Here is a 16695-nt window from a genome sequence, read left to right on the forward strand (position 1 = left end):
TTACCTCTTAGTTGGCTTGAGGATGGTGCTCAGTTGTCGGCGAACCCCTCGAACATGCCCTTCTCCCTCTCCCTCCCCCTTCGCGAGCTCGATCCGGAGGTGTCGTCGGCGGTGGACGCCGAACTCCGCCGGCAGCAGTCGACCCTCGAGATGATCGCTTCGGAGAACTTCGCCCCGGCCGCCGTCATGGAGGCCCAGGGTTCGGTACTGACCAACAAGTACGCCGAGGGCTACCCGGGCCGCCGCTACTACGGCGGCTGCGAACACATAGATGTCGTCGAGCAACTCGCCGTCGACCGGGTGAAGGCCCTGTTCGGCGCCGAGGCCGCCAACGTCCAGCCGCACTCCGGCGCCCAGGCCAACGCCGCCGCGATGGCCGCGCTGCTGGAGCCCGGCGACACGATCCTCGGCCTCGACCTGGCGCACGGCGGGCACCTCACGCACGGGATGCGGCTCAACTTCTCCGGCCGGCTGTACAACGTGGTGCCCTACCACGTCCGCGGGTCCGATATGCGGGTCGACATGGACGAGGTCGAGCAGCTCGCGCTCGCCCACCGGCCCAAGATGATCGTCGCCGGCTGGTCCGCATATCCGCGGCAGCTGGACTTCGCCGCGTTCCGCCGTATCGCCGACCGGGTCGGCGCCCTGCTGCTGGTCGACATGGCGCACTTCACCGGCCTCGTCGCCGCCGGGCTGCATCCCAGCCCCGTACCGCACGCGGACATCGTCACCACCACCACACACAAGACGCTTGGCGGCCCGCGCGGTGGCGTGATCCTGGCCGGGAAGGAGTACGCGAAGAAGATCAACTCCGCGGTCTTCCCCGGCCAGCAGGGCGGCCCGTTGGAGCATGTGATCGCCGCCAAGGCCGTGGCGTTCAAGGTCGCGGCCTCGGCGGAGTTCCGCGAACGTCAGCAGCGCACCCTCGCCGGAGCGCGTGCGCTCGCCGCCCGGCTGCTGGCCGACGACGTCTCCGGGTCCGGCGCGACCGTGCTGACCGGCGGCACCGACGTCCACCTCGTCCTGGTCGACCTGCGCAACAGCCGGCTCGACGGCCGGCAGGCCGAGGACCGGCTGCACAGCATCGGGATCACCGTCAACCGCAACGCGGTGCCCTTCGATCCGCGCCCCCCGATGGTCTCCTCCGGTCTGCGGATCGGCACTCCGGCTCTGGCGACCCGCGGTTTCGGGGCCGAGGAGTTCCGGGAGGTCGCCGACGTCATCGCCCGGACGCTGACGGCCGAGCACCTGGACGGCTCCGAGGCGGACCTGCTCCGCGACCGCGTCGCGAAACTCGCCGACGCCTTCCCTCTCTACCCCCGGCTGACGAGGAGCACGGCATGACACCCACTCCGGCGGCCCCGCTCCCCGAGCACCCGGACTTCCTCTGGCGGAACCCGGATCCGAAGCGCTCGTACGACGTCGTGATCGTCGGGGGCGGCGGGCACGGCCTGGCCACGGCCTACTACTTGGCCAAGGAGCACGGCATCAGCAACGTCGCCGTCCTGGAGAAGGGCTGGCTGGCCGGCGGCAACATGGCCCGCAACACCACCATCATCCGCTCCAACTATCTGTGGGACGAGAGCGCCGCCCTCTACGAGAAGGCCCTCAAGCTGTGGGAGGGCTGGCCGGAGGAGCTCGACTACGACTTCCTCTTCAGCCAGCGCGGGGTGCTCAATCTGGCCCACACCCTGCAGGATGTCCGCGAGGGCGTCCGCCGGGCCAACGCCAACCGGCTCAACGGCGTGGACTCCGAGTGGCTGGAGCCGGACGAGGTCGCCAAGGTCTGCCCCATCCTCAACGTCTCCCGGGACACGCGCTATCCGGTGCTCGGCGGCACGTTCCAGGCGCGCGCCGGGATCGCCAAGCACGACCATGTCGCCTGGGCGCTGGCCCGCCGCTGCGACCAGATGGGCGTCGATCTCATCCAGGGCTGCGAGGTCACCGGCTTCGTCAAGGACGGCGAACGCGTCGTCGGCGTCGAGACGACTCGCGGGCCCATCCGTGCGGGACGGGTCGGTCTCGCGGCCGCGGGGCACAGCAGTGTGCTCGCGGAGCTGGCCGGCTTCCGGCTGCCGATCCAGTCCCATCCCCTTCAGGCCCTGGTTTCCGAGCTGCATGAGCCGGTCCACCCCACTGTGGTGATGTCCAACCACGTGCACGTCTACGTATCGCAGGCGCACAAGGGCGAGCTGGTGCTGGGCGCTGGAGTCGACCAGTACACCGGGTACGGACAGCGTGGCTCCTTCCACGTCATCGAGCAACAGATGGCCGCCGCCGTCGAGCTGTTCCCGGTGTTCGCCCGCGCCCATGTGCTGCGGACCTGGGGCGGCATCGTGGACGTCACCCCCGACGCCTCGCCGGTCATCGGGCCCACTCCGGTGGAGAACCTCTTCGTCACCTGCGGCTGGGGCACCGGCGGTTTCAAAGCCACCCCGGCCGCGGGCTTCACCTTCGCCCACACCATCGCCACGGGCGCACCGCATCCGCTCAACGCCCCCTACGGCCTGGAGCGGTTCAGCACCGGGGCGCTGATCGACGAACACGGCGCCGCAGCCGTCGCCCACTGAGAGGAGCCCGCCATGCTGCTGATCACCTGCCCGTGGTGCGGTCCGCGCGACGAGACCGAATTCCACTGCGGGGGCCAGGCCCATGTCCCCTTCCCCGCCGACCCCGGTGAACTGACCGACGGGGAATGGGCGGAGTACGTCTTCTACCGCGACAACCCCAAGGGACCGCGCGCCGAGCGCTGGGTGCACAGCACCGGATGCCGACGCTGGTTCAACGCCCTGCGGGACACCGTCGACTACGAGATTCTGGCCGTCTACCGGCTCGACGAGCCCCGACCGGCTCTCCCCCCCCTCCCGCGAGCACGCCGGAGCGAGCCGATGACGGACCGGACGGAACTCACCGAGCAGGAGTGCCGGCTGCCGCGCGGCGGCCGTATCGCACGGGACCGGCTCCTGCGATTCACCGTCGACGGCCGCGAGCTGACCGGCCACCCCGGCGACACTCTCGCCTCGGCCATGCTGGCCAACGGGCTGCTGGAGACCGCGCCCTCGCTCTACCGGGGCCGGCCGCGCGGCATCGTGTCCGCCGGTGTGGAGGAGCCCAACGCGCTGGTGCGCGTGCATCTGGCTGGCTGCGCCGAGTCGATGCTGCCCGCCACCGCCGTCGAGCTGTTCGACGGGCTGACCGCGCAGACCCTCTCCGGGATGGGCCGGCTCGACCCCAGCCCGGACCCGGCCGAGTACGACAAGAAGTACGTCCACACCGATGTCCTCGTCGTCGGAGCCGGCCCCGCCGGACTCGCCGCGGCCGGCGCGGCGGCCCGGTCGGGCGCGCGGGTGACGGTCGTCGACGACCAGCCGGAGCCCGGCGGCTCGCTGCTGTCCGCACCCGGCGAGACAGTGGACGGCATACGCGCGGCCGACTGGGTCGCGGACGTGACCGCCCGCCTCGAAGCGGCCGCGGATGTCGTCTTCCTGCGTCGCACGACGGCGTTCGGCTCGTACGACGACAACTACGTCCTCGCCCTGGAGAAGCGCACCGACCACCTCGGCGACGCGGCACCGGAGGGCGTCTCGCGGCAGCGGGTGTGGCACATCCGCGCCCGGCAGGTCGTCCTCGCCACCGGCGCGCACGAGCGCCCGTTGGTCTTCGCCGGCAACGACCGGCCGGGCGTCATGCTCGCCTCGGCTGTGCGCTCGTACGTCAACCGGTATGCCGTAGCGCCCGGTTCGCGTGTCGTCGTGTCCACCACCAATGACAGTGCGTACGACACCGTCGCCGATCTGCACGCCTCCGGTATCGAGGTACGCGCCGTGGTGGACTCACGGGCCGAACTCTCCGAGCGGGCCGGCGAGATCGCCGAGGCGACGGGACTGCGGGTACTGACGGGCAGCGCGATCGTACGGAGCAAGGGAGACGGCAGGATCAGCGGTGTCGCCATCGCCGCACTCGACGCGGACGGTCTGCCCATCGACGGGGAGGAGTGCGTCGACTGCGACCTGCTGGCCGTCTCCGGCGGCTGGAGTCCAGTCGTCCATCTGCACAGCCAACGGCAGGGACGGCTGCGTTGGGACGAGGACCTGGCGGCCTTCGTGCCGGACGGCGCGGTGCGCGATCAGCAGGTCGTCGGCGCAGCGGGCGGGACCTTCGATCTCGCCGGCTGCCTGGCGGAGGGCACGGCGGCAGGTGCCGCCGCGGCGGACGCCGCCGGCTTCGCCACCGAGGAGGCTCCCCCGCCCCGGGCCGGTGCCGCCCGCGGGCCGGGGACCGTCCGCCCGCTGTGGCTGGTTGCAGGGCCTGGTGAGCCCGATGGCTGGGACACGCACTTCGTCGACCTCCAGCGCGATGCCACGGTCGCCGACGTGTGGCGGGCCGTGGGCACGGGGATGCGCGGAGTCGAACACGTCAAGCGCTACACCTCCATCGGCACCGCCAACGACCAGGGCAAGACCTCCGGCGTCAACGCCATCGGAGTCATCGCCGCCGCGCTCTCCAACGGCGAGGCGGTCTCGCCCGGCGAGATCGGCACCACTTCCTACCGCGCCCCGTACACGCCGGTGAGCTTCGCCGCGCTGGCCGGGCGCGAGCGGGGTGAGCTGTTCGACCCGGCGCGGCTGACGTCCGTACAGCCCTGGCATGTGGCGCACGGCGCCGAGTTCGAGAACGTCGGCCAGTGGAAGCGCCCGTGGTACTACCCGCGGGACGGTGAGGACATGGATGCCGCCGTGGCCCGCGAGTGCCGGGCGGTGCGTGAGGGCGTCGGGTTCATGGACGCCACCACCCTCGGCAAGATCGAGATCTGGGGCGCGGACGCGGGCGAGTTCCTCAACCGCCTGTACACCAACGGCTTCAAGAAGCTCAAGCCCGGCATGGGCCGGTACGGCGTGATGTGCACGCCGGACGGCATGATCTTCGATGACGGCGTCACGCTGCGGCTGGAGGAGAACCGCTACTTCATGACCACCACCACCGGTGGAGCAGCGGGCGTCCTGGACTGGCTGGAGGAGTGGCTGCAGACCGAGTGGCCGGAACTGGACGTGTACTGCACCTCGGTGACCGAACAGTGGACCACCATCGCCGTCGCCGGACCGCGCGCGCGTGAGGTGGTGGCGCCGCTTGTTCCCGAACTCGACCTGTCGGCCGAGGCGTTCCCGTTCATGGCGTTCCGCGAGACGACCCTCGCGAGCGGGATCCCCGCACGCGTCTGCCGTATCTCCTTCTCCGGCGAGCTCGCCTACGAGATCAACGTCGCCTCCTGGTACGGCCTCGCCGTGTGGGAGCAGGTGTACGAGGCGGGGCAGCCGTGCGGGATCATCCCGTACGGCACGGAAACCATGCACGTCCTGCGGGCCGAGAAGGGCTACATCATCGTCGGCCAGGACACCGACGGTACGGTGACGCCGCACGACGCGGGCATGTCGTGGGCGGTCTCCAAAGTCAAGGACTTCATCGGCAAGCGCTCCTTCTCCCGGCCCGACACCGCCCGTACGGACCGCAAGCAGCTCGTCGGGCTGCTGCCCACCGACCGCCGCACCCGGCTGCCCGAAGGCACCCAGATCATCGCCTCCGGCGTACCCGTCACACCTCAGGAAGCCCCGGTGCCGATGCTCGGTCACATCACCTCCAGCTACCACAGCCCGGCGCTCGGCCGGCCGTTCGCGCTGGGACTCGTCGCGGGCGGACGCGACCGTATCGGCGAAACCCTCCTGGCGCCGGTCGGCGAGGAACTGGTGCCCGTCACCGTGGCCGAACCCGTGCTCTACGACCCCGAAGGGACGAAGCGAGATGGCTGAGCCGACCGGCACGACCCCGGTGACGCTGCGGCGGAGCCCTCTGGCGCATCTGGAGGACCGGATGCGTGCCGCGTCCCGCTCCGGCGCGGGTGGCGTATCGCTGACCGAGTGCCCCTTCATCACCATGGTCGACGTACGTGTGGATCCCGCTTCCCCGGCGGCCGAGCGGATCGAGAAGGTGCTGGGCTCAGCGCTCCCCCGCAACTGCGGCGACACCACCGCTTCCGGCTCTCACACGACCGTGTGGCTCGGCCCCGACGAATGGCTCGTACTCTCCCAGGCCGACGGCACCGATCTGGCGGCCGCACTGCGCGAGGCACTCGACGGAGAACCGGGCTCGGTCGTCGATGTCTCGGCGAACCGCACAACGCTGGAGCTGCGGGGACCGTACGCCCGGGACGTACTCGAAAAGGGCTGCCCACTCGATCTCCATCCCCGCGCCTTCGGCCCTGGCCAGGCGGTACTCACCACGGTCGGCCCGGTCCCGGTGCTGCTGTGGCAGATCGACGCGGACCCCGGCTACCGGCTGTTGCCGCGGAGCTCCTTCGCCGACTACCTGGCACGCTGGCTGCTGGACGCGATGCGCGAGTACGGCCACGGCGCGCCGAGTTGAGCTCGCTGACGCGGCGTCCGGCCTGGGGGTGCGGCTCGCCGCCGGGGCCCTGGTTTCGGGCCCCGGCGGCGGCTGGTCCGCGCGTGCAGGCGCGTGGAGTCGACTGCGACGACCCGGGGCCCTCCACGAACCGCGCGCCGCGCCCACTGCACGTCAGTCGACGACGTGCATCAATCTCCGATCGGAGAAGAGTCCCGGTCGCCATCCGACAGCCGTCGTGAGGGCGTCGCCCCGTCCGTGGTGCGCACCAGGAAGTCGCCGAGCACGAGGAAGTCGAGGCCCGTGCGGCGGAAGGTCCGGATCGCGTCGCCGGGGGTCAGCACGATGGGCTCGTCATAGGTGTTGAACGACGTGTTCAACACCATCGGCACCCCGGTCATCTCGTGGAATGCGCTGATGAGCGCGTGGTAGCGCGGGTTGGTCTCGGCTGTGACGCTCTGCAGCCTGCTCGTACCGTCGACGTGCAACACCGCCGGGATGAGGGGCTGCTTGTCGGCCTGGACGGACAGCCCGAACGACATGAACCGGTAGGACGGGGAGTTCGCGTGGATGTCGAACCACTCCGCGGCATGCTCCTCGAGCACGCTCGGCGCGAAGGGGCGGAAGTACTCGCGGTGTTTGACGCGAAGGTTGATGATCTCCCGGCTTCCCGGCCGCCGAGGGTCCGCCAGGATGCTGCGGTGTCCCAGCGCCCGGGGGCCGACTTCGGCAGCGCCGTCGAACCAGCCGCCGATGAGCCCCTGGGCGAGCAGCGTGGCGACCTCGCGCGGCGCGTCGTCCAGTCGCGTGTACTCCAAGTCCGCTTCCTCAAGGGCGCGTACGCAGTCCTGCTCGGTGTAGCTGGGGCCGAGGTACGGGCTCGTCATCTCCCAGCGGTCCGTGATGTCGTGGCACTGGTGCACCGTGTGCAGCGCCGCGCCGAGTGCGGTGCCACCGTCGTGGGCGAGCGGCTGGACGAAGATGTTGTCGAAGCGGGAGTCGCGGGCCAACCGCCCGTTGGCGATGCAGTTCAGCGCGACACCGCCGGCCAGGCAGAGGTTGTTTGAGCCGGTGGCGTGGAAGAGTTCGTCGGCGAGTTCCAGTAGGACCTCCTCCGTCGTCTGTTGCAGCGCCGCGGCCACCTGGGCGTCACGGTGGTCGATGTACTCCCCCGGTCGGCGCCGTGGGCCGAACAGTTCCTCCAGGGGCCCGTAGTCCTCGACGCGGAACCGCAGCGCGTCCAGGTCCACATCCAGTTCGCTGCTGTCCTGGTGGAACAGCCGCTTCATGGCCGGTCCGAAGCTGCCCGGTTCGGCGAAGGCGGCCAGGGCCATCACCTTCGCCGCCTCGTACTCACCGAGGCCGACGAACTTCGCGAACTTCTCCCACAGGAACCCGATCGAGTTGGGGTAGTGCAGCAGGCGGATCTCGTCGATCTTGTGGTCCCTGCCGTGTGCCAGCAGCCCGGTCGTCCACTCCCCGATTCCGTCGAGGGACAGCACTGCCGCATCGGAGTAGGGGGAGGCGTAGTAGGTGCTGGCGGCGTGGGCCAGCTCGTGGTGCACCCAGTGGATCTTCTCGCCGACGTCGTCACCGAGCACGGCGGCGAGGCGCTCAGGGATGCGGGCCACGCCGGCGCGGAAGATCCGCTCCCCTTCCGGGTCACCCCAACTTCCCGGTGTCACTCGCTCGGTGATCGGCTCGGGACGCCGTTGGAGGTCGAACGAGAGCGCGATGGAGTCGAGATCGCGGGCAGTGATTCCGGCCGTACGAAGGCAGTACTCGATGGCGTGGGTGGGGAGTTGGTCAGCGGTGTCGACGCCGGCCGGCTTGGCGTGCTTACGTCGGTTGAAGCGCTCTTCCTCGCCGATGGCCAGGACCTGCGAACCACGCACCAGGCAGGCTGACGATTCGTGGTAGACCGAGTTGACGCCGAGCACCAGGGGCTGATCGGACATTGATCTCCTTTGTGTTGTCGATCTGTGGAGGCGTAGGTCAGGCATGCTGTGTGCGCGGCCTGGGCCGGACGCAGGGCCGTCGAGTCGGGTTCGAAGTGTTTTCTCAGCGGACGTCGGAGCCCGTCGAGGCACCGGCGGCGATGCCTTCGAGAGCGGCGATCCAGGCGGTGCTCAGCTCTTCGACCGCGTCGGTTCCGATCAGCTGAGCGGGCCACAACCATGTGGCCGTCAGCACGGGCTCGTCGCCCCGGTCGAGGAGTGCCGCGTTGATCTCGATGCAGGACATGAACAGCTGCGTCCCGCCGATGATCCCGCCGCAGTCCTCCGCCAGTTCCCAGGCGGTGTCCGGAGGCACGGACAGCCGCCCGATGTAGTTGAAGTTGAGCCACGGGGTGTTCAGCGAAGACAGCGCGTGACGCGTCTGCGGGTTGAGGTGTCGCAGCAGTCCGAAGCCCAGACCGTGTTCGGGCACGGACGCAAGGGCGCGGTGGGTTCGGCCCAGGGCCGCGGCCAGGTCCGTACGACCGTGCTGCACGTCCTCCCAGCGGACAGGGCCGCAGTCCAGATGCACCGGGTATGTCGCGGTGAACCATCCGACGGTGTGCGACAGGTCCATTCCCGCGCTGTCGGCATGCCGCCCGTGGCTTTCCAGTTCGACGAGCAGGCCCGTCGTTTCGCTGCCGTGCCGTCGGTGGTGCCAGTGGGCGACGGCGAGGTTGAGCGCGGTGAGCAGTACGTCGTTGGGCCGGACCTGGTGGGCTGCCGGCGTCTGGGTGAGGACCGCGCGGGTGAGCTGCGGGGACAGGGTCACCGTCCGCGACGCGGTGTCGAGGCCGCGCCGCGTCGGAGAGTCCTGGGGCACGGCCCAGGGCGCGGCCAGTGCCGTCCGCGACAGGACGTCCTTCCAGTACTCGGCTTCGGTGATGCGGTGCGCCGAACGGGCTTCCTGACCGAGCCATGTCGTCCACTGCCTGAACGACGGAGCCGCCGGGGCCGGCCCGGGTGCCGCTCCGCACCGCTGTCGCCACGCGGCGGCGAGATCGTTCAGCATGATCCACCACGAGACGACATCGACTGCCAGATGGTGGACGACCAGCAGCAGACGGCCGCTCTCCGACTCTGGGCCGTCCAGCCACACTGCCTGCACCATCTTCCCCTCGCGGGGCGCCAGTCGTGCTGCGGCGGCGTCCACCTGCGCCCTGACCGCCTCGGCCGGTGACATCCCCGGGGGTGCGGCGTCGACACGGGTGAGGAGATCGGCTGCGCACACGGCGCCGCTCTCGGCGATGCTGAACTCCCAGGAGCCGTCCGGCTTGACGTCGAGCCGCGAACGCAGCATCTCATGCTTGTCGAGAAGCGCTTGCAACACCGCCACCAGCGCATCCCTGCCGATCTCGGGTGGCAGGTGAATCGCCGCGGCGAGGAAGAACTCACGGGGTGCTTCCCCGACGTTGTCCTGTAGCCAGCACATGAGAGGTGTCAGCGACGCGGTCCGGTCACCGGATGGTGCGGCCTCCGCCGCCGAGCGCTGGGCCGGGATGAGAGCGGCGGCCAACGCGGCCGGGGTGGAGCGGGTGAGCACGTCACGCGGTCGTACTTCCCAGCCCTGTGCCCTGGCCCGGGAGGAGATCCGCAACGCGGTGATGCTGTCGCCGCCGAGCTCGGTGAGCGAGTCGTCGGCGCCCACCTCGTCCTGGCCGAGCGCCTCGGCGAACCAGCCGCAGACGCTCCGCTCCCGCGGTGTCCTCGGCTGTCGTGGAATGCGGGCCCGCCTGGTGTCCGGGGCGGGCAGGGCGTGGCGGTCGAGCTTGCCGTTGGGCAGGGTCGGCAGCTGTGCGAGCGGCACCACCACGGCCGGGACCATGTATGCGGGGAGTTCGCGCTCCAGCCTGGCTCGCACCGCGGCGGTGTCGACGCTCGCGCGGGGCTTCGGAACGACGTACCCGACCAGCTGTGTCCCGGACTTCTCGTCCCCGTGTACGGCCGCCACCGCGTGCTGGACTTCGTCGGCGGAGCGCGCCAAGGCGGCTTCCACCTCGCCGAGTTCGACGCGGTAGCCGCGCAGCTGGACCTGTTCGTCGACGCGTCCGACAAACTCCAGATCGCCGCTCTCCTTCCAGCGCACAAGGTCGCCCGTGCGGTACATGCGCTGCCCGGGCGGGCCGTACGGGTCGGCGACGAACCGCTCGGCCGTCCACGCCGGTCGCCCCCGGTATCCGCGCGCGAGGCCGCTTCCGGCGATGCAGAGCTCGCCCACGGCGCCGACGGGCCGTGGGCGCAGCCACGGGTCGAGGACGTATGCCCGCGTGTTGGCCACGGGTACGCCGATGGGCGGTGTGCCGGGCCCGGACAGCGGCTCGCTCAAGGTGGCACAGACCGTGGCTTCCGTGGGCCCGTAACCGTTGACGATCCGGTGTGCGGATGACCAACGGGCTGCCACGTCAGCGGGGCAGGCTTCCCCGACAGACAGAACCGTCATGCTCTCCAGCCGTGCGGGATCGAGTTCGGCCAGCAACCGCGGCGGGAGGCATGCACAGGTCACGCGCTGCCGGGCCATGAGTCCGGCCAGCTGGTCCGGTGTCACGAGCCGGTCGTGGGGTGCCAGTACGACGGTTCCTCCGCTGGTCAGCACGGGGAACACGTCGAGGAACACGCCGTCGAAGCTCGGTGAGAAGAACTGCAACATCCTGCTGTGCGCCCCGATGCCGAGGCGGTCGTGGAACACGCGTACGCGGTCGGTCAGCCCGGCGTGCTCCACCAGGACGCCCTTGGGCCGGCCCGTCGAACCGGAGGTGTAGACGAGGTAGGCGGGATGGCACGGGTGCAGGGCGCGGATACGGTCGTCATCCAGCACCCGGTCGGTCGCCATGCCTGCGAGCGAGTGTCGCGTGTCCTCGTCGTCGACGACGACACACTCCAGGCCGCCTGTCACCGAGCCTCCTGCCGTGGCAGTGGCACGGTCGGTGACCAGCAGCACCGGCTGGGCGTCGGCGAGGATCGTCGTAACGCGGTCCCGCGGGTAGTCGGGGTCGACGATCAGCACGGCCGCCCCGGCCTTCTGCACGGCCAGCACCGAGACGACCATCCGCGGCGAGCGCGGGATCAATACCGCCACCACGCGTTCCGGCCCCGCTCCCCGGCTGATGAGCAGCCGCGCGAGCTGGTTGGCACTCGCCTCCAGTTCGCCGTAGGAGAGGCCGCTGCATTCACCGACCACCGCGAGAGCCTCCGGCTGCTGCGCCGCTCGGGCCTCGAAGAGCTCCACGACGGTGCCGGGTACGGAGTGGCGCTGCGGCCCTTTCCCCAGCGCGAGTACCCGTTGCCGTTCACCGGCCGGGAGGAGCTGGGCTCGGGCGAGCGTGTCTGCGGGGTGCCGGGAAACGGCGGTCAGCGTGTGCCGGAGCGCGGCAAGCATCCGCTCGGCGGTACTTTCGGCCACCACCGCCGGGTCGACGTTGAGCGTCAGGCCGATCCGGTCGCCAGGTTCCACCACCAGCGTCACGGGATGGTCGGGCTCTGCCCAAGTGCGCACCGGACCGGCGGACAGCACGCCGTCCTGACCGCGTACCGCGCTTGGCTCCGGGAGGTTCTGGAAGACCAGCATTGTGTCGAACAGGCGGTCCAGGCCTGCGAGGCGCTGAATCTCCGCCAGACCGAGATGCTGGTGACCCGCCAGCGCTGCCTGCTCGTCACCAATGCGGCGCAGCGCGTCCTCGAACGTGTCACCGCCGGACAGTCGCACTCGCACAGGCACCGTGTTGACGAACATGCCGACCGCGCGCTCGATGCCTGGGATCTCGGGCGACCTGCCGGAGACGACGGTGCCGAAAACCACGTCGTCCCGGCCGGTCTCATGGTGCAGCACCATGCCCCAGGCGAGTTGCAGCACGGTGTTCAGCGTCACCTTGCAGTCACGTGCCACCTGCGTGAGCTGTGCGGTCTCTTCGGCACTCAGCTGCTCGCTCGGACAGCCCGGGCGCGGAGCGTCGGGCTTCTCGCTCGGACACGGAACGCCGGCGTCTGCGGCTTCTGCCCGGGTCGACGGGAACACCAGGGTGGGGCTACTGACGCCGTGCAGGGCCTTCCGCCATGCCGCCTCCGCGCGGGCGCGGTCCTGGCGGGCCAGCCACTTGAGGTGACTGCGCATGTCGGCAGCGGGCTCCAGGCCCTGGGTGCTGCCGTGCTGGGCGTGCAGGGTCAGCAGTTCCATAAGCAGCAGGGACAGCGACCACCCGTCGAAAGCGAGGTGATGCCCCGTCACAACGAGGCAGTGCCGCTCCTCCTCCAGCCGCACAAGTGCGAACCTCACCAGGGGTCCTTCGTCGAGCTCGCCGAGCCGGGACAGTTCGGCCGCGCGGAGACGGTCGAGTTCACGTTGCTGTGTGTCCGCCGGCCGTCCGCGAAGGTCGGCCTCCGTGACGGCTGGTGCGAGGTGCGGGTGCACCACCTGCTTTGGCTCGCTCAGGCCGCGGAAGGCGATTGTGACGCGCAGACCCGGGTGGCGCTCGCACAGTGCGTGGACGCACCGTCGGAAAAGGGCGGCGTCCACGCGCCCCCACAACTCCGTGTCGCACTGGTTGCGGTAGAGAGCACGGCCTCCGGCCTCGCTGTCGAGAAACTCGAACAGCATCCCCCTCTGCAGGGACGTCAGTTCAGCGACATCGACCTGACTGCCGTACTGCCGGCGCAGCGCGGCGACGTCGTCGTCGGCGGCGACGTCGGCTGCTGCTGCTGCTGCTGCGTCACAAACGGTGTCGGCGGCCGAGTCGGTCGGCGGGGTCCCGGCGTCGGTGCGCTCACCGGCTTCGTGTGTCTGCTGCGCGAGCTCAGCAAGCGTGGCGCAGTTGAGCACCTCGCGCACATCGATCGGGATTCCGTGCTCGCGGGCACGGACGGCCACCCGGATCGCGCTGATGCTGTCCCCACCGAGCTCCAGGAAGCCGACAGCGCCACTCACCTCCGGTACCTGGAGGACCTCGGCGACGATACGGAGGACGGCTCGCTCCGCGTCGCTGCGCGGCTCCTCGGACGCCACGGACGCTACGGACACGTCCGGGGCAGGAAGAGCGCTCCTGTCCAGCTTGCCGTTCGGCAGCCGCGGCAACTCGTCGAGCACCGCGATCCGGGCCGGCACCATGAACGCCGGGACGCGTCGCCGCAACGCCGCACGCACCTGTGCGGCGTCGGTGTGACCGTCGGGCGCCACGACCACGTAGCCCAACAGGCTACGCGCCGACGGCTCTTCGCGCGTGGTCGCGGCTGCCTGGACGACTCCGGGGCAGGAACGCAAGGCCGTTTCCACTTCGCCGAGTTCCACGCGGTGGCCACGGATCTGCACCTGGTCGTCCGCCCGGCCACCGAACCTCAGCTGCCCGTCGGGCGCCCACCAGGCGAGGTCCCCGGTGCGGTAGATCCGCTCACCCGGTGCGCCGTAGGGGTCGGCGACAAACCGCTCCGCGGTCAACGCCGGTCGGCGCAGATAGCCGCGTGCCACTCCGGGACCGCCGAGATACAGCTCCCCGACCACGGCTTCCGGAACGGGCTGGAGCCACGCGTCCAGGACATATGCCCGCGTGTCGGCGATCGGCCGGCCGATGGGTGGGGGTTCGTTCGGGGACAGTGGCCCGCTCATGGTCGAACAGACCGTGGTTTCGCTGGGGCCGTAGGCGTTGAACAGCCGTCGGTGCTCGGCCCACCGCGAGGCAACCTCCTGCGGACACGCCTCACCACCGACGATCACGGTCATCTCATCCGGCGTCGCCGTGGGATCGAGCTGTTCCAGCATCCCCACGGGCAGGTCCGCGTGGGTGATGCGACGGGTCACCAGGAACCGCGCCAGCTCGGCCGGCGTCATCAGGCGGTCGGCCGGGGCCAGTACGAGAGTCGCCGCGCTGCTGAGCGCGAGCAGCATCTCAGCGAAGATCGTGTCCACGCCGGCCGCCGCGTACTGGAGCACACGGCTCGTTCCGTCGATGCCGAACCGCTCGCACTGGTCCGCGATCAAGCCCGCAAGCCCGGAGTGCGGCACGACGACGCCCTTCGGCCTTCCGGTCGAGCCCGAGGTGTAGACGACGTAGGCGGCGTCCGCGCTGTGCAGCGACCGGCCACGCTCGCGGTCGGTGATGTCGGTGTCGGCGGGGGCCTCGTCCGCCGGGTGGACTCGGTCGGCCGTGTCGTCCCGACCGAGCGTGTCGACCTGGTCGGCCGCTGCCTCACCGGGACGGGAGTCCTCCTCCCCGGGCGGGGAGTCATCGAGCACCACTCGTTGCAGGTGCGGCGCGGACACGGCTTTTCCGGCGGCGGTGTCGGTGACCAGCAGGCGGGGATCGGCGTCGGCGAGGATGTGGGCCAGCCGCTCGGCGGGATGGTCGGGGTCCAGCAGCAGCACCGCAGCCCCGGTCTTGGCCACCGCAAGCGCGGCAGTCACCATGTCTGCACAGCGCGGCATAAGAACGGCGACTGTCGTGTCGGGTTCGGCGCCTCGCGCGAGGAGCCGGCGGGCAAGCTGGTTCGCCGTCGCGTTCAGCTCGCCGTAGCTCACCTGCTCCGCGTCCGCTTCAACCGCCACCGCGTAAGGAGCCCTTCGGGCCTGGGTCTCCACGAACTCCGGCAACGTACGCTCCTGCAACGTACGCCGTGAACTCGGAAGCGGTGCGGGCCCAGTACGAGCGCGATGCGGTCCCGACGCGTGTTGCGGCGGTGCGGTGGCCGCACAGGCCGAGGCCAGCTTTGCGGAGGCTTCACTCCCGGCAAGCCTGGTGAGGGTCCGCTCCAACTCCCGCCCATGGGCCTCGATGTCCAACTTGCCGTACAGCGCCGGATTACCGGCGATCTCCAGACGCCAGCCGCGCTCGTCGTCGTGTGTGAGCACGGTGATCACGACGTCCTCGACCGGGCCGGTGGCCAGCACATGCCGCTGCGCCCGGACCCCGGCGAACTCCACGTCACGGTCGGCCGCCAGGACATTGACCACCGGGCCGAACAGCCGGTCCACCGGCCTTCCGAGGTCGCGTGCGATGTCCTCGCCACGGTGGAGCTGATGGCGGAGCAACTCGCGCATCGACCTGTGCGTTTCCCTGAGCAACGCGCCGACCTCGCGCTCGGCCCCCGGCCGGAGGCGCAGCGGCAGGGTGTTCGCCGTCGTGGCGACGACGTGGCGCGCGCCGGGATGCCGCCCCGGTACGAGGAACCCGAGCGTCAGGTCGCCCACGCCGGTCAGCCGGTTCAGATACGTTGCCGTGGCGGCCGGGACGAACACCGCGGGGTGCACACCGTGCGCACGGGCCGCCGCCTTGAGCGATGTGACGCTTTCCGGCGTGATCCACGTCCTCCATCGAGGGGTCTCGCCCGCGCCTGGGTCCACCGCGGGAAAGTGCGTCGGTTCCTCGGCGTCCGCGAGCCGATCCCGCCACAACTGGCGGTCTCTTTCGTGAGCTTCGCATTCACGGTATTCATCCTCGGCACGGAGAATGTCACCGATCGAGCCGAAAGCCGGGAAACCAGGTTCCTTGCCGTCGACCAGTGCCGTGTACACCTCGGCCACCCGACGCGAGACGTCCTCGATACTTGTGTTGTCGAGAACGATGTGATGGTAGCCCTGATACCAGAAATAGCGGTCGGCCGCGATCCGGAACAACGCGGAGGAGAAAAGGGGAAAGCGTTCGAGGTGGAAATCCGCGAGGTCTCGCTGCATCCAGGAGACGGCTGCTTCTTCCGGCGCGGATTCCGCAGTGAGATCGACAACGGGCAGCGACCATTTCTCGATCTCACGGACGACCTGACGGGGCTCTCCGCCCTCCTCCTGAATCCCCACCCGAAGCGAGTCCGCCTCGCCGACCGTCCACCGCACGGCCTGCTCCAACGCGGCGACGTCGACCGAGGACGGAATCTCGTGGTAATCGCCGACTCCGTAAGCGGCATCCACACCACTGCCCCGCCGCACCCGTTCGGCCAACCAAATTTCCCGCTGAGCAGAACTCAACCGAAATCGAAACTTCCTCGACCCCATGCAACCCGTTCCCTGCCGGCGGAAAAATCAACCACCGTGAGTATGCACGCACTTCAGCCGACGAGACAGACCCCTCCGGGTCTATCACACGATCGAGGCATAGCCCATTTCCGGAGAGTGGCCACCGCAAAATCGGGGTAGCACCTGATAATTCATCGAAAGCTCACGCGAGGTTACGCTTCGCCCCGCCGCATTTCCGAATGGGCAGCGCAAACACCGCAGTTCCCCGCGCCCCGTCAGGGGCGCGGGGAACTGCGCGACAAGCCCCAAACGACCCGCAGCCCGCAAGCAACAGACAGGGGCACCCCGTCACCGGAACAACAGGGAGGGCCC

6 protein-coding genes are annotated in these 16695 nt (G+C 70.0%); 4 read left to right on the plus strand and 2 right to left on the minus strand.

Annotation, left to right across the window (positions count from 1 at the left end):
• The first annotated feature begins 54 nt into the window (after window positions 1-54).
• Genes glyA through ACQEU8_RS20045 form a run of 4 tightly spaced genes read left to right on the plus strand, consistent with a single transcriptional unit; the run spans window position 55 to window position 6417 of the window.
• Window positions 55-1344 (plus strand): serine hydroxymethyltransferase, encoded by a 1290-nt coding sequence (gene glyA, locus ACQEU8_RS20030; protein WP_433102950.1) that lies wholly within the window; start codon window positions 55-57, stop codon window positions 1342-1344.
• The gene (locus tag ACQEU8_RS20035) at window positions 1341-2570 is read left to right on the plus strand and encodes a sarcosine oxidase subunit beta family protein (protein ID WP_433102952.1); all 1230 of its coding nucleotides are present in this window, start codon (window positions 1341-1343) and stop codon (window positions 2568-2570) included. The genes glyA and ACQEU8_RS20035 overlap by 4 nt, the downstream gene beginning before the upstream one ends.
• 12 nt (window positions 2571-2582) lie before the next feature.
• A complete protein-coding gene (locus tag ACQEU8_RS20040; protein WP_433102954.1) occupies window positions 2583-5804 on the plus strand; it encodes a sarcosine oxidase subunit alpha family protein in 3222 nt (1073 codons plus the stop codon).
• Complete coding sequence (locus ACQEU8_RS20045; RefSeq protein WP_433102956.1) at window positions 5797-6417, plus strand: sarcosine oxidase subunit gamma; 621 nt, start codon at window positions 5797-5799, stop codon at window positions 6415-6417. Before ACQEU8_RS20040 ends, ACQEU8_RS20045 begins: the two co-directional genes overlap by 8 nt.
• 170 nt (window positions 6418-6587) lie before the next feature.
• On the opposite strand, the gene ACQEU8_RS20050 is transcribed toward ACQEU8_RS20045, so the two are convergent.
• Entirely contained in the window at window positions 6588-8354 is a 1767-nt protein-coding gene (locus ACQEU8_RS20050) for a carbamoyltransferase family protein (RefSeq protein ID WP_433102958.1), read from the minus strand.
• A gap of 103 nt (window positions 8355-8457) precedes the next feature.
• The gene (locus ACQEU8_RS20055) at window positions 8458-16362 is read right to left on the minus strand and encodes an amino acid adenylation domain-containing protein (RefSeq protein WP_433102960.1); all 7905 of its coding nucleotides are present in this window, start codon (window positions 16360-16362) and stop codon (window positions 8458-8460) included.
• Window positions 16363-16695 lie beyond the last annotated feature (333 nt).

Origin of the sequence: Streptomyces sp. CA-250714 (assembly GCF_050936705.1) — a bacterium.
In the GTDB taxonomy this organism is placed as follows: Bacteria; Actinomycetota; Actinomycetes; order Streptomycetales; family Streptomycetaceae; genus Streptomyces.

What these genes read in the sequence shown, in the direction of transcription:
- ACQEU8_RS20055 (WP_433102960.1), bottom strand. Translation starts at nt 16,362, where the DNA reads ATGGGGTCGAGGAAGTTTCGATTTCGGTTGAGTTCTGCTCAGCGGGAA.
- glyA (WP_433102950.1), top strand. Translation starts at nt 55, where the DNA reads ATGCCCTTCTCCCTCTCCCTCCCCCTTCGCGAGCTCGATCCGGAGGTG.
- ACQEU8_RS20040 (WP_433102954.1), top strand. Translation starts at nt 2,583, where the DNA reads ATGCTGCTGATCACCTGCCCGTGGTGCGGTCCGCGCGACGAGACCGAA.
- ACQEU8_RS20035 (WP_433102952.1), top strand. Translation starts at nt 1,341, where the DNA reads ATGACACCCACTCCGGCGGCCCCGCTCCCCGAGCACCCGGACTTCCTC.
- ACQEU8_RS20045 (WP_433102956.1), top strand. Translation starts at nt 5,797, where the DNA reads ATGGCTGAGCCGACCGGCACGACCCCGGTGACGCTGCGGCGGAGCCCT.
- ACQEU8_RS20050 (WP_433102958.1), bottom strand. Translation starts at nt 8,354, where the DNA reads ATGTCCGATCAGCCCCTGGTGCTCGGCGTCAACTCGGTCTACCACGAA.